This is a genomic window from Lacrimispora sp. BS-2, assembly GCF_040207125.1.
In the GTDB taxonomy this organism is placed as follows: Bacteria; Bacillota; Clostridia; order Lachnospirales; family Lachnospiraceae; genus Lacrimispora.
Window position 1 is genome coordinate 2,615,884 of record NZ_CP157940.1, and the last position, 13,803, is coordinate 2,629,686.

12 protein-coding genes and 1 pseudogene are annotated in these 13,803 nt (G+C 45.3%); 5 read left to right on the forward strand and 8 right to left on the reverse strand.

Going from position 1 to position 13,803, the window contains the following annotated elements; translation table 11 throughout:
* The 5 genes from ABFV83_RS12360 to ABFV83_RS12380 all read left to right on the forward strand — a co-directional run bounded on the left by ABFV83_RS12360 (position 1) and on the right by ABFV83_RS12380 (position 6,293).
* Complete coding sequence (locus tag ABFV83_RS12360) at positions 1-1,536, forward strand: response regulator (RefSeq protein WP_349944195.1); 1,536 nt, start codon at positions 1-3, stop codon at positions 1,534-1,536.
* 107 nt (positions 1,537-1,643) lie between these two features.
* Positions 1,644-2,921: an extracellular solute-binding protein gene (locus ABFV83_RS12365; RefSeq protein WP_349944196.1), complete on the forward strand. Its 1,278-nt coding sequence runs from the start codon at positions 1,644-1,646 to the stop codon at positions 2,919-2,921.
* A gap of 24 nt (positions 2,922-2,945) precedes the next feature.
* Positions 2,946-3,824, forward strand: coding sequence for a sugar ABC transporter permease (locus ABFV83_RS12370; RefSeq protein ID WP_349944197.1), 879 nt, complete (start codon positions 2,946-2,948; stop codon positions 3,822-3,824).
* Positions 3,824-4,654, forward strand: coding sequence for a carbohydrate ABC transporter permease (locus tag ABFV83_RS12375; protein ID WP_349944198.1), 831 nt, complete (start codon positions 3,824-3,826; stop codon positions 4,652-4,654). The genes ABFV83_RS12370 and ABFV83_RS12375 overlap by 1 nt, the downstream gene beginning before the upstream one ends.
* A 16-nt stretch (positions 4,655-4,670) precedes the next feature.
* Positions 4,671-6,293, forward strand: a complete 1,623-nt coding sequence (locus ABFV83_RS12380) for an alpha-glucosidase (protein ID WP_349944199.1) — start codon at positions 4,671-4,673, stop codon at positions 6,291-6,293.
* Positions 6,294-6,356: 63 nt separating this feature from the next.
* Here the strand turns inward: ABFV83_RS12380 and ABFV83_RS12385 are convergent, their stop codons facing one another.
* The 8 genes and pseudogenes from ABFV83_RS12385 to ABFV83_RS12420 form a co-directional block, all read right to left on the reverse strand.
* The gene (locus tag ABFV83_RS12385; RefSeq protein ID WP_349944200.1) at positions 6,357-7,085 is read right to left on the reverse strand and encodes a MurR/RpiR family transcriptional regulator; all 729 of its coding nucleotides are present in this window, start codon (positions 7,083-7,085) and stop codon (positions 6,357-6,359) included.
* Positions 7,086-7,262: 177 nt separating this feature from the next.
* Positions 7,263-8,582 (reverse strand): aspartate kinase, encoded by a 1,320-nt coding sequence (locus ABFV83_RS12390; protein ID WP_349944202.1) that lies wholly within the window; start codon positions 8,580-8,582, stop codon positions 7,263-7,265.
* A 136-nt stretch (positions 8,583-8,718) separates the two neighbouring features.
* Entirely contained in the window at positions 8,719-9,474 is a 756-nt protein-coding gene (locus ABFV83_RS12395; RefSeq protein ID WP_349944203.1) for a class I SAM-dependent methyltransferase, read from the reverse strand.
* Positions 9,475-9,476: 2 nt separating this feature from the next.
* Positions 9,477-10,262, reverse strand: a complete 786-nt coding sequence (locus ABFV83_RS12400) for an ABC transporter ATP-binding protein (protein ID WP_349944205.1) — start codon at positions 10,260-10,262, stop codon at positions 9,477-9,479.
* On the reverse strand, positions 10,256-11,269 hold the full coding sequence (locus tag ABFV83_RS12405; RefSeq protein WP_349944207.1) for an iron ABC transporter permease: 1,014 nt from the start codon (positions 11,267-11,269) through the stop codon (positions 10,256-10,258). The genes ABFV83_RS12400 and ABFV83_RS12405 overlap by 7 nt, the downstream gene beginning before the upstream one ends.
* Positions 11,270-11,282: 13 nt before the next feature.
* A complete protein-coding gene (locus ABFV83_RS12410; protein WP_349944208.1) occupies positions 11,283-12,458 on the reverse strand; it encodes an ABC transporter substrate-binding protein in 1,176 nt (391 codons plus the stop codon).
* 177 nt (positions 12,459-12,635) lie between these two features.
* The gene (locus tag ABFV83_RS12415) at positions 12,636-13,223 is read right to left on the reverse strand and encodes a hydrolase (RefSeq protein WP_349948916.1); all 588 of its coding nucleotides are present in this window, start codon (positions 13,221-13,223) and stop codon (positions 12,636-12,638) included.
* 66 nt (positions 13,224-13,289) lie between these two features.
* Positions 13,290-13,748, reverse strand: a pseudogene (locus ABFV83_RS12420) (DUF523 domain-containing protein); the annotation flags it as partial.
* Between the last annotated feature and the right edge of the window lie 55 nt (positions 13,749-13,803).

Sequence of the window (13,803 nt, forward strand, 5' to 3'; positions counted from 1 at the left end):
ATGAAGGTCATCATTGCAGAGGATGAATATTACGCAAAAAAAATGCTCGTTAAGCTTTTAACTAACATCAATATGGATATAACCGTTTGTCTGGAAGCCGAAACCGGGAAACAGGCGGCAGATTATCTTGGGTCTAAGGACGCAGATCTTGTCATAACCGATATCCGTATGCCGGAGATGGACGGGCTGTCCCTTGCAAAATATGTGGAAGAAAACTGTCCTTTAACGGATGTAATGATTGTAAGCGGCTACTCGGATTTTAATTACGCCAGGGAAGCCATGAAGTATGGAGTCAGGTATTACCTTACTAAACCGGTAAAGCCGGAGGAACTGGAAAAGGCCATATGGGATATTACAAAAGCCAGGGAAGAAAAGAAAATGCAGCTTGAAAAGCAGGTGGACCGCAGGCTTTTGCAGGAATCCCTCCAATATGTGAATATCTCCGGCATTCTGGCAAACCGGGCCTTGATGGATACCTTCCGTAATTTGTGCGGCGGCCAGCTAAAGGAACACTCCTACCAAATGCTCTTATTGCAAGGGAAACAGCGCATGAGCCGGGAAGATGCAAGGGGGCTGTCAGATTTTCTGGAAGCTGCTTCCGACCATACCAATATCCAGGTCTTTTATTTCCAACAGCCGGACGAGGTAATTGCCATGAGGTTTGGCAGACAGGAGGTACTGTCTGATAAAAGGCTTTTACTGCGGCTGAAGCAGAAGCTGCCACAATGGGAAATGGAAATCACCTGCGGAATCAGCAGGATTTACAAAGGGGAAGAACTGCTTGGAGACGCTTACCGGGACTGCGTTTATGCCATCAATGGAAGACTGCTTGATGAAAAGACCAGGGTTTTTGAATATGAACCGGAGCTTTCCATGGAACAGATTCTGACCCAGCAGGAGGAGCTTGCTATTTATGAGAGTGTGATGAAGGGAAGCTACCAGCAGGCAGAGGCAGCTCTTTGTCAGTTCTTTGAAAAATGCGGGAAGGGAAGCTGGAATGTATATTCCTTATACAGCGGGATCATGCAGATCTTTTCTGTTATCAGCAGAGCCTATTGCAGCAGGGAGGCTCCTTCTGAATCAAAGGAGGTAAACCGGTATCTTTTATTTTCCTTTAAATCAGACCTTTACCAGTTCCGGACCAGGCAGGAGCTTGAGCGGTATATGCTTAAAATCCTGGAAAACACCTGCGGCTCCCAGGTGGAAAAAGGAAGCATCATCGAGGACATCAAAAATTACGTATCCTTAAACTTCCGGTATGAGATTTCCTTAAATGAATTGGCAGCCCACAAGTATTTTATGAATTCCAGTTATTTAAGCCGTCTGTTTAAATCGGAAACAGGGATGAATTTTTCCAAATACTTAATCACCTACCGCATGGAACGGGCAAAGGAGCTTTTAAAGAATACGGTCTTTAAAATAAATGAAATTGCCGATTATGTAGGCTATAATGATACCTCTTATTTTATCCACACCTTTAAACGCCTTTACCAGATGACCCCCGAGCAATATCGCGCCCAGGAAGAAAAAAGGTAAAAAATGTTTTACGAAACATCTCAGATACCTTATATAGGGAAACACGATTTTTTTTGTATACTGGTACTACTAAATAATCAGGAAACAGAAAGGGAGAGATGATGTATATGAAAACGAAAAAAATGTTGGCAGTTGGTTTGAGCTGTTCCATGGCAGTGATGCTGGCTGCAGGATGCAGCGGAACAGGCAAAACCTCAGGCAAGAGCGCTGATTCCGGAGTTACAAAACTGGAATTTTTCTCTTCAAAAATGGAAAATGTATCCACCATGCAAAAGCTTGTGGACAAATTTAACACACAGAATACCGATGTTCAGGTCACCTTAAATTCCCCGGCAGATGCGGGAACCGTATTAAAGACCAGGATGACCAAGGATGATTTACCGGATATCATCGCCTATGGTGGTGATAACATTTATACAGAGCTTACAGAAGCGGGGATCTTACTTGATTTAAGTGACCAGGAGGTTTTAAAGACCATAAACGATTCTTATATGCAGATGGTCTATGATATCAATGGGGATAAGGCGGAAAAGGCATACGGAATCCCATTTGCTGCCAATGCTTCCGGAATTATCTACAATGTAGATCTGTTTCAAAAAGCAGGTGTTGAGATTCCAGAGACCTGGGATGAGTTAATTGAGGTATGCGAAAAGCTGTCCGCAGCAGGCATCCAGCCCTTTGAATTAAGCTTTAAGGATAGCTGGACCATTCTTCCATCCTGGAACTCCCTGGCACCGGCAACACAGCCTGAAGGATTTTTAGATGCAAAGAAAGAAGGAACAACAACCTTTTTAGGCACCCATGAAGAAGTTTTGGAAAAGTACAGCAAGCTGGTGAATTATGCCCAGACAGATTTTATGGGAACTTCCTATGATGACGGCAACCGCAGCTTTGCTAATGGCGAAGCCGCAATGTTGATTAACGGCGTGTGGACCGTACCGGAAATCAAAAAAACCAATGAATCCATCAATCTTGATATGTTTGCTTATCCGGCAACCAATGATAAAAGTAAAAACAAGGTTGTATCCGGTATCGATGTCATGCTTATGGTGACAAACCACTGCAAGAACCCGGAAGCTGCCAAGCGTTTTGTAGCATTTATGCTGGAACCGGAAAACAGCCAGCTTTATATCAACGAACAGTTTGCATTTTCACCGGTAGAAGGCGTTGTACAGGAAGATGCTTCGGTGGCTGGCCTGGCAAAGGATATTGCAGATGGAAAGGTTACGGATTTTGTAGATCATTATTATCCCAACGGTTATAATCTGTCCTCAATTTTATCCGAGTTCTTTTTAAACAGGGGCAATGGTATGGATGAAAGCGGGAACATAGCTGCAACACTGAAAAAATGTGATGAACAATATGATATCCTTAATACCCAGTAAGCCTGGTAAAAGGAGGATAAGGCGTTGAAAAAGCATAGAAATAACCATATTAATCCGGCGTTCTATCTTATGGTAGTTCCCATGGCAGCACTCTTCTTTTTATTCCATACGGTTCCCTTTTTAAGGGGTATCTTTTACAGCTTTACCAACTGGAAGGGCTATGGGAACTGGGAATTTATCGGGCTTAAAAATTTCCTGCAGTTTTTTAAGGATCCTTCCATAAAGCAGGCCTATGGCTTTACCTTTCAGTTTGCGCTTTCCGCCACTGTCCTTGTCAACGTGTTAAGTTTGGCGCTGGCATGCGGACTCAATGGAAAAATTCTGGGAAAGAACCTTTTAAAGGCGCTGTATTTCCTGCCATATATGCTGGGAACGCTGATCATCGGTTTTGTATTTAATTTTATCTTTGGCAATATCATTCCAGGGTTAGGAAGATCAGCAGGTATCGATGGGCTGAGCGTAAATATCCTTGGTACCAGCAAAGCATGGCTGGGGGTTTTATTTGTGACCGTCTGGCAATCCATGGCCTTTAACATCATGATATATCTCTCCGGCCTTCAGACGGTGGATAAGGATATCTATGATGCAGCCGACCTTGACGGCGCTGTTGGCCTCCAGCGGTTTACCAAGATCACCTTCCCGCTGATTGCCCCCTTTTTCACCATCAATATGGTATTAAGTGTCAAAGGTTTTCTTATGGCATTTGACCAGATCATGGCAATGACAGGGGGAGGGCCTGGAACCGCAACCACTACGATCTCCATGTTGATCTATAAGAGAGGATTTGACGGCGGACAGTTTGCCTATCAGTCAGCCAATGCCGTTATTTTATTCCTGGTTGTGGCGGCAATTTCCGTATTACAGTTGAAGATATTAGAAAAAAGGGAGGCGAAAATAAACTGATGGAAGGAAAAGAAAAGACCAATTGGCCCCTGACAATCCTTTTGGCGGCAATCGCTGTTTTAGTTATTCTTGGCCCCCTTTATATTACTGTGGTAATTGCCTTGAAATCACCGTCAGATATGGAAAACATATTAGCCCTTCCGGCTTCCCTCCACTTTGAGAACTTTTCCAATGCCTGGAAGCTTACCGACTATCCCAGGAAGTTCCTTAATACATTTTTTATCACAAGTATTAATCTGGTGTTTACCATCCTGACCAATTCCATGGCAGCATACGCCATTGTACGAAATAAGGATAAAAGCAAGTTTTTCAATCTCATGTATTATTATTTTATCAGTGCCATGTTTATCCCTTTTAATGTGATTATGCTTCCCCTGGTAAAACAGGCCTCCTCCTTACATTTGGATAACATCTATGGTATCACATTAATTTATATTGTTTTCGGACTTCCCATGAATACATTTCTTTATTCGGGATACATCAAATCCCTGCCCGTGGCTTTAGAGGAGGCGGCAAGGATTGACGGAGCGGATACGATCCAGACCTTTTGGCGCATTATATTTCCGCTTCTTAAGCCGATGAGCGCTACGGTGGCAATCTTATCCTTTATGTGGACCTGGAACGATTTCCTGATGCCCCTGGTTTTATTAAGCGATGCAAGCCAGCAAACCTTGCAGCTGGCACAATATGTGTTTAAAGGCCAGTTCTCTACACAGTATAATCTTGCCTTTGCCTCATATTTAATGGTGCTGCTGCCGGTTTTAGCTGTATATGTTTTTTGTCAGAAATGGATCATCGCAGGAGTTACAAGCGGTTCTGTAAAAGCTTAAGGGAAGGAAGAAGAAAATGGACAGAAAATGGTGGAAACAAGCGGTTGTATATCAGATTTATCCCAAAAGCTTTCAGGATAGCAACGGTGATGGGATCGGAGACCTTCAAGGGATCATCTCCAGACTTGATTATTTGGAAGAGCTGGGGGTAGATGCTCTCTGGCTCTCCCCAGTCTATTGTTCCCCTCAGGATGACAATGGTTATGATATATCCAATTACCAGGATATTGATCCCATGTTCGGGAACTTGGAAGACATGGAAGAACTGATTAAAAAGGCAGACAGGCGGGGCATCCGCATTATCATGGACCTGGTTTTAAACCATTCTTCCGATGAGCATCCATGGTTTATGGAGGCGAAAAAAAGTAAGGATAATCCCTATCATGATTACTATGTGTGGAGGGATGGGGTGGAAGGAATTTCCCCCAATGAACTAAGAGCCGCTTTTGGAGGCTCTGCCTGGGAGTGGGTTCCGGAACTGGGGCAATACTATTTCCATCAGTTTTCAGTGAAGCAGCCGGATCTTAACTGGGATAACCCAAAGGTACGCCAGGAGATCCGGGATATGATCCTTTGGTGGATGGAGAAAGGAGTCGGGGGGTTCCGGCTGGATGTCATCGATTTAATTGCCAAGGAACCTGACCGGATGATCACAGCTGATGGGCCAAAGCTTCATGAATTTATACAGGAGTTAAGCAGGGAGACCTTTCAGAAAGGAGATTTAGTCACCGTAGGGGAAGCATGGAGTGCAAATACAGAAAATGCCGTACTTTACAGCAACCCGGATGGCAGTGAGCTTTCCATGGTATTCCAGTTTGAACACATCTGCCTTGACCAGAAAAAGGGCGGAGAAAAATGGGACTTATCCCCTCTTCCATTCCTGGAATTAAAGCGTGCCTTATCCACCTGGCAGGAATCCCTTTACTGCAAAGGCTGGAACAGCCTGTTCTGGAACAACCACGATCTTCCGAGAATTGTATCCCGCTGGGGAAATGATAAGGAATATCGAATAGAATCTGCCAAAATGCTGGCAATACTCCTTCATGGAATGCAAGGTACCCCCTATATATACCAGGGCGAAGAACTTGGGATGACCAATGTAAAATATGATATGGAAGACTACCGGGATATCGAAACTTTAAATATATACAAAGAAAGAACCGGGGCCGGATATAAAAAAGCAGAGGTCATGGAGTCTATCTACACAAAAGGCCGGGATAATGCGAGAACACCCATGCAGTGGAATAGCGGCAAAGAGGCCGGGTTTACAGATGGAACCCCCTGGCTTAAGGTAAATCCAAACTATTCCGAAATTAATGCAGAGTCCGCAATGGCAGATGAAAGCTCCATCTTTTACCTTTACCAGAAGCTGATTCGGTTAAGAAAAACCTATGACGTATTCGTAGATGGGAAATACCAGCTCCTGATGCCGGAGGATCCCGATATCTTTGCTTATACCCGTACACTGGAAGGAATTACTTTACTTGTAATATGTAACTTTTTCGATAAAATGGTTTCTTTTCAGCTTCCTGAAGAGCTTGACCGTGAGAAAAAGCAGTTGATCAGTTCTTATACGGATGAAGGCCTGGCAGATGTGCTCAGGCCGTATGAAGCCAGAATGTATCTGATCAGGAATTAAAAATAAAAAGAGCCGAACGGCTCTTTTTATTTCTTTGCATGCCATGGGCTTCTCCAGCGCGCACTAATCCAGTTCCTCCAACACCTGGCTCATCAAATATTCGAATACCACAATCACCCTTGCATAAAAATAATTAGACTGCAGATTCCGGTCATCCAGGGTCTTGTCATCCAGAATGGGAATATTTACTGTGGACGAGCGCCCGATATAATTGCTCTGTTCTCCTGTAAATGAAACAACATCCACCTGATTTTCATTTGCATAGTCAACAAGCTTTGCAATGGTATCTGTCTCCCCGCTTTTAGAAATCACAATAACCAATGATGCGCCAAGACTGTTCTTATCATATACTGCATAGGCATTGGTCTTTATAACCCTAAAACCGGTCACCAAAAGCTTGCGCTCCACATATTCCGCCAATGGGGAGGAAAATCCGGTAGCTGATACTAAGATAATATCATTTCTGTGCGCTTTCAACTGGTTCATAAAATCATTTAATATTCCATCTGGTATATCGTTGATAAAACTGGTGATGTCCGACAGCCTTTCTTTATTTTTCCTGTGACTTGTCATCATGAAATTAAGACGGTATATCATATCCGTATATCCGGTAAACCCCATCTTTTTTGATAATTTAATGATCGTTGCAGCAGATACAAAATTTTGATTTGCAACTTCACGCACTGCCATATGAAGTACCTGTTGATTATTTTCCAAAATATAATTTAATATCTGGGTTTCTGTATCTGTCAGCTTGTATTTATCCGCCAGTTTATAAACATCAAATTTCATATAATCCCCTCACCTTATTCCCTTCCGTTTTTATGATCTCCCCTTCTGTCAATATCATTCACTCCATTTGTCCATGGATCGGCGGCCGCTGACAGCACCCCAGCCTTAAGCCGCAAACCTTGAGCACAGGAAAAAAGACAGGCTGTCAGGTACTTCCTTTCAGCCTGTCTTTCAATCTTAAACCTCAGTCATAATAAACATATCATAAATTGCCTTGATCGCTTCCTCAAAATCTGCGTTCTTTACGCCAATGATGATGTTGAGTTCACTGGAGCCCTGGTCGATCATTTTAACGTTTACCCTGGAATGGGCAAGGGCCGAAAAGATTCTTCCGGCAGTCCCTCTGGTCGCCTTCATGCCACGGCCCACCACAGCGACCAGCGCAAGGTCTGATTCCATCTCAAGGAAATCAGGTTCTACCGCCCTGTGGATTCCTGCGATAACGGACTGCTCATATTCTTCAAATTCCGACTGATGGACAAAAACGGTCATGGTATCGATTCCCGACGGCATATGCTCAAAGGAAATGCCGTACTTTTCAAATACTTCCAGCACCTTTCTCCCAAAACCAACTTCAGCGTTCATCATGGCCTTTTCAATGTTGATGGAGCAGAAGCCCTTCTTACCGGCAATTCCCGTAATGGTATAATGAGGCTTTCTGCAGGTGCTTTCCACGATCAGAGTCCCCTGGTCCTCCGGCTTATTGGTGTTCCGGATGTTGATGGGAATTCCTTCTTTTCTCACCGGGAAAATGGCATCCTCATGGAGGACACTGGCTCCCATATAAGCAAGCTCTCTTAACTCCCGGTATGTAATGGTCTCAATGACCTCCGGATTTTTAATGATCCTTGGATCCGCAACCAGGAAACCGGAAACATCCGTCCAATTTTCATACATGTCCGCATGAATGGCCTTTGCAACAATGGAGCCGGTTATATCGGAACCGCCTCTTGAAAAGGTCTTTATGGTTCCGTCCGGCTTTGATCCGTAAAAGCCCGGGATCACCGCTCTCTCCACATGCTCCAGGCGCTCACCAAGTTCTGTATTGGTAAGCTCCGCATTAAAACTGCCATCTGTATCAAAGAAGATTACTTCAGCTGCGTCAATGAATTCGTAGCCTAAGAATTCTGCCATCACCATTCCATTTAAGTACTCTCCTCTGGAAGCCGCATAATCACGCCCGGCCTTTTTAAGGAAATTTTCTTCAATGGCTTCAAACTCATGATCCAGATTCAAATTCAGATGAAGCCCGTCAATAATTTCCATATAGCGTTCCTGAATCTTTTCCAGAATCTTTTTGTAGCTCTTGCCCTCTGCCGCAGCATCATAGCACTGGTATAACATATCCGTGACCTTTTCATCCTTGTCATTTCGTTTGCCCGGCGCAGATGGAATTACAAACCGCCTGCTTTTTTCTGCACGAATGATGTCACCCACCTTTTTGAACTGTTTTGCACTGGCTAAAGAGCTTCCTCCAAATTTCACAACTTTTTTCATAGCCTTTTTCTCCTTTGATTCAGGTTATTTCCATATTTAACGGAAATAATATCCTAATTGCAGGTGGCTGTCAAGTATTTTCTCCGGCCGGTCCATAATTTCCCACTTAAGAATCTTTTCATCCTTTTCCCTGATTTCACTTCCAGGCGGCTACCGCAAACATGACGGCCCTTGACGAAGCAGAGGGCTTTGTGTACTGGTTATTCCATCTCCCAATGCCCAAAAGTTTTTCTAAATCCCTGTAGCAGCAGACTCTTTCCGCCCCTTCTTTCCAGAGCTTTACCATGTCCCACTCCGGACGGTCCGTCCTGGTGATTTCCAAATCACGGGCTATAAAATTCCTCATTTTCAGCTGCTCCAGGCTCTGGGTGGGATGGCTGGGCGTCTCTCCCCTTGCATCTGCCTCATTAAAGGCCCTTCCATAATTGGAGTCCATATTCAAGAGGACCCCTCCAGGCCGGAGGACCCGCATCATTTCCTCATAGGCCCTGGCGGCGTCGGGCAGCACCCAGGTAACATTTCTCGTAACGATGAAATCAAAGGTTTCATCGGAAAAATCCATATTTTGAATGTCCATGTGTAAAAATGAAATGCGGTCATGTCCCGTATCACGGGCATTTTTAGCTGCCTGCCGGAGCATGTCCCGGGAAAAGTCCACACCCGTGACCTCACACCCTAATTCCGACAGCAGCATGGAAAAAAAGCCCGCGCCGCAGCCAGCATCCAAAGCCTTTAAAGGTGCTCCGGTTTCCGGCATATTTTTCCTTAAAAATTCCTTAAAAGCCGGGTAAAGGGGGGAATCATAATCCTGCATCCGAAGCTGGGAAAATTCCTCCGCCCTCTGGGACCAGTAAGAATGGGAAAGCCTTTGTATATTATCCTGTTTTTCCATATTTAATCCTCATCAATTCTTCCCGGAATACAAATACTCCGTTTTCCAAAGGTCTTAACATTTACTTCTATCTGATAAAGCTCCTTCATATTCCGGCTGGTGACCACGTCGGCGGCCGGTCCTGTCTTAACAATTCCCCTGTCTTTCATTATTGAGGTTTTCCCTTTTAACTCCAGCGCATGATCGGGGAAATGGGTTGTCATAATAACTCCCATCCCTTCCTTTTGAAGCTTTCCAATCAAATGGATAAAACGGTACTGGTTCCCAAAATCCAGATGAGAGGTGGGCTCGTCTAAAATCAAAACCTCAGGCTCCTGGTTTAAGGCGGCAGCAATCAATACCAGCTGCCTTTCCCCGCCGGAAATATCTGTATAGGGCTTATCCCTCAGATGGCCTATATTTAAAAATTCCAGCCGCTTCATGGCAGAGCCTTCCTCCGCCTTTCCCGGTGTGGAAAAATAGCCAATTCTGGACGTCCGGCCCATAAGAACTACATCCATAACAGAAAAGGGAAAGGCGGGCACATGGGTCTGGGGAATGTATGCGATTTTCTGGGCCAGCTTTCTGGCGGAATAGTTTTTCAAAAGCTTACCGTCAATCAGAATTCTTCCTTCTTTTGGCTTATACTCCCCAATGATGTTTTTTAATAAGGTACTTTTCCCCGTACCGTTAGCTCCCAACAGGCAAAAAATTTCCGGTGATTGATAAGATAAGGACACATCCTCAAAGACATTTTTTTCCCCGTCATAACTGAATGTAAGGTTTTGTATCTCCAGCTTCATTACCATCTCACCTTCCTCTTATATATGAAATAAATAAACAAGGGAACTCCGATAATGCCTGTAATCACGCCAATGGGGATTTCCACGGCCGTCAGGGCCCGGCAGATATCGTCAATCACCAGGAGATAGCAGATACCTAATGAGGCGGAAACGGGAATGATCCGCCTAAAATCAGGCCCCGTAATCATGCGGGTCAGATGAGGAATGACGATTCCCACCCAGCCGATGATGCCTGAAATGCTCACCACCAGGGCCGTCAAAACGGAGCAGGCAACAATAGCAATGCCCCTCTCCCGCCTTACGTCAATTCCAAATGATTTTGCCTCCTGATCCCCCATACTTAAGACGTTTATCTTCCAGCGGAAAAGGAAAAGAAGGACCATTGCCATGGAATAAAGGGGAAGGATTGTCAGGATTTTCACGTAACTGATCCCTGAAAGAGAACCCATGAGCCAGAATACAATTGCCGGAAGCTTATCAAAGGGATCCGCCACAAATTTTATAAGAGACACCAGAGAGGAAAACAGGGAACCCACCAGCATTCCTGCCAGAATGAGTGTGACTGTGTTTTTCTGTCCCCTCATGGACAGGAAAAATGTCAGGCCTACAGCAAAAAGGCCGAAGAAAATGGCGGTCATCTGGATTTGCATGGAAGAAAAAGTTAAAATAATGGCTAATCCGGCCCCAAACCCCGCTCCATTGGAAACTCCCAGGGTATAGGGGGAGGCAAGAGGATTTTTAAACAGCCCCTGAAACACCGCACCGGAAACGGAAAGACCGGCCCCCACCAGGGAAGCTCCTATAACCCGTGGGAAACGTACCTGCCACAACAGTCCGGCCGCCATGGAATCGGAAACCAGCACCTGCCCTGTTATCCGTCCGTAAATGATTTTTATAATATCAATAGGGCCGATATGATACGGCCCTATTGTCAATGATATAAGAATACAGAATACAGGAAGAAGAACTATTACAATTCCCGTTATATTTTTTAAAACAGATTTTTCTTTCATAGGCTTCACATGATTAAACAGAGCCGTTAAAATCTACACCGTAGAAATTCTTGTAAAAGGCTTTGGCTCTTTCCAAAACCACATCTTTGCTGATTTTATCAGGATAGAACTGGGAAGCCAGCCACAATTCACCCAGGGCAATGGAATCCGTATCCGGATTTCCCCAGGGCTTTGTCCAGTAGGGAGCCAAAAGGACTTTGTTTTCCTTGACCGCTTTCAGTTCCTTATATTTTGCATCAACGGTGATTTGATCGTATACGTCCTTATAACGGTCCTGCACGATAATCACATCAGGGTTCCATTCCGCCAGCTTTTCAAAGGTATAAGGCTTATAGCCCTGGATTTCCTGGGCTGCCACATTGATTGCACCTGCCCTTAAAAGCTGGGAGCCCACATACTTGTCATTGCCGTAGGTTTGTTCTCCTTCATTGGCAATAAATACCCTGACTCTCTGGTCATCCGGTATGCTGCCAACGGCGTCATCCACCAGTTTGCGGCTTTCCAGGCAGAAATTCCATATATCATCCGCCTTTGAATCGGTCCCGGTCAATTTTCCCAGGGTCTTTACCGCCCATTCACAGCCATCTGTATAAGCCTTGTCCGCATCGGAAAGTCTGGGGCTTTGAGCCTCTGCCTGCTTCCCCTCTCCCCGTAAGGAAACCACCACCACCGGAATTCCCAAATCCTTTAATTGCTGAATGGCTTCCGGCTTTGCCTGGGAGGCGGCAATGACCACATCCGGCTTTAATGCCGCGATTTCCTCCACATTCCACTCCGTTAAATCGCCTGGCGTGGGAAGGCTGTCAATGCCTGGGAATACGGTTTCCATATAAGCGCCTAAATCCTTTTTCCAGTTTTTCTCCGTAGCCACCACCTTGTCCTGGGCTCCTAACTGGGCCAGAATGTCCAGAGAATGATGCTGCATAACCACCATGCGTTCCACCGGAATCTTTACTGTCACTTCATTGTCCGCCTGATCCTTAAAGGTCCAGCTTTCCTGTCCTGCAGCTTTCTGGGATTCCTTTTGAGCCTCCGCCTGGGACTCTGTCTTTGACTGCTCCGTTTCTGCCGCCGCAGAGGACTGGGCCTCTGTCGTCTGTGAAACACTTCCCTCTTTCTTTCCGCAAGCAGTCAGAAGAAAAAGAGCAGCAAGAATCAGAACGGCCACTTTTAACCTGAGTTGTTTCATAACATTTCTCCCTTCGTAATTAAGAAATCAACATCCCCCGTTTCGGCAGGCGGCTATAACGCCAAGCAACGGACAACCACAGGCTCAAAGGACAGGGGAGTTTCGATATAAGTATAAAATTACATCGGAAAAATGTCAATCACCACTTTAATAAAGTGGTGATGTCAATGAATCTTATTATTCCAACGCATCCATCTCCTGATTCACGGCTTCCTCACAGGAGCGCATTGCCAGGATGGTCTTCTCAAACAGTTCTTCAAGAGTCCAGCCCAGATTTTCTGCACCTGATGCGATCACATCCCTGGAACAGCCTGCTGCAAACCGCTTGTCCTTGAATTTTTTCTTAAGGCTGGAGACTTCTAAATCCATAACGCTTTTTGAAGGGCGCATCCTGGCCGCCGCTCCGATGAGTCCGGTCAGTTCATCCGCTGCAAACATGATCTTTTCCATCACATGTTCCGGTTTTACCTGGGAACAGATTCCATAACCATGGCTGCATATGGCATGAATAAGTTCTTCCTCTGCCCCGATTTCTGTCAGAAGCTCCGGAGCCTTTGTACAATGTTCCTCCGGGAATTGTTCAAAATCCACATCATGAAGAAGTCCTGCGATTCCCCAGAATTCTTCCTCTGACCCAAATCCCATTTCTCCTGCATACCAGCGCATCACCCCTTCCACGGTCAGACCGTGAAGCAGATGAAACGGTTCCTTATTATATTTCTTTAGTAACTCCAGTGCCTGTTGTCTTGTGATTGCTGTTTTCATAACTCCTCTTATCTCCTTTCCTATTTGCCGCCCATGCTCTTTGGGCATAAAGGGATACCCGAAAGATCCTATGCTGCTCTCTCCTGATACGTGGATTCCGTTTTCTTCCAAAAGCCTTGCGGTCACACCGCTTCCCGGAACCTTTGTCCCTGAAAACGTCCCATCATAAATGGACCCATGACCGCAGGACGGACTACGCTCCTTTAAAATCGCCCGCTTACAGCCATAAAGCCTGGCAAGCTTCAGGGTTTCTTCTGCTCCCTTTAAAAAGCTGTCCGTCACATCTTTCCCTGACCGGTCCATCACACGGATCTTATTATAATTCCCGTTTTCACCGCAAACAAGCTGCTCTGCAGGCTCTCTGGGCGTTCCCAGGCCACCAAGCTGCTCCGGGCAGACCGGTATGAAGTTGTATTTCTCCATAAGCCCGATCAGGCTTTCCTGCCTGCCGCTTCCGCCGTCATAGCGGCAGTTAATTCCAAGCAGACAGGCGCTTACCAATATGTTTTCTTTTTCCCCGCTCATTTTCTGCCTCCTTTTATAGATCCTGATGCATCAAAATGAAAAACTTCACCATGAT

Coding starts and splice junctions, on each gene's coding strand:
- ABFV83_RS12390 (WP_349944202.1), bottom strand. CDS start 8,582: ATGAAAAAAGTTGTGAAATTTGGAGGAAGCTCTTTAGCCAGTGCAAAA.
- ABFV83_RS12375 (WP_349944198.1), top strand. CDS start 3,824: ATGGAAGGAAAAGAAAAGACCAATTGGCCCCTGACAATCCTTTTGGCG.
- ABFV83_RS12400 (WP_349944205.1), bottom strand. CDS start 10,262: ATGGTAATGAAGCTGGAGATACAAAACCTTACATTCAGTTATGACGGG.
- ABFV83_RS12360 (WP_349944195.1), top strand. CDS start 1: ATGAAGGTCATCATTGCAGAGGATGAATATTACGCAAAAAAAATGCTC.
- ABFV83_RS12365 (WP_349944196.1), top strand. CDS start 1,644: ATGAAAACGAAAAAAATGTTGGCAGTTGGTTTGAGCTGTTCCATGGCA.
- ABFV83_RS12395 (WP_349944203.1), bottom strand. CDS start 9,474: ATGGAAAAACAGGATAATATACAAAGGCTTTCCCATTCTTACTGGTCC.
- ABFV83_RS12415 (WP_349948916.1), bottom strand. CDS start 13,223: ATGAAAACAGCAATCACAAGACAACAGGCACTGGAGTTACTAAAGAAA.
- ABFV83_RS12405 (WP_349944207.1), bottom strand. CDS start 11,269: ATGAAAGAAAAATCTGTTTTAAAAAATATAACGGGAATTGTAATAGTT.
- ABFV83_RS12385 (WP_349944200.1), bottom strand. CDS start 7,085: ATGAAATTTGATGTTTATAAACTGGCGGATAAATACAAGCTGACAGAT.
- ABFV83_RS12410 (WP_349944208.1), bottom strand. CDS start 12,458: ATGAAACAACTCAGGTTAAAAGTGGCCGTTCTGATTCTTGCTGCTCTT.
- ABFV83_RS12380 (WP_349944199.1), top strand. CDS start 4,671: ATGGACAGAAAATGGTGGAAACAAGCGGTTGTATATCAGATTTATCCC.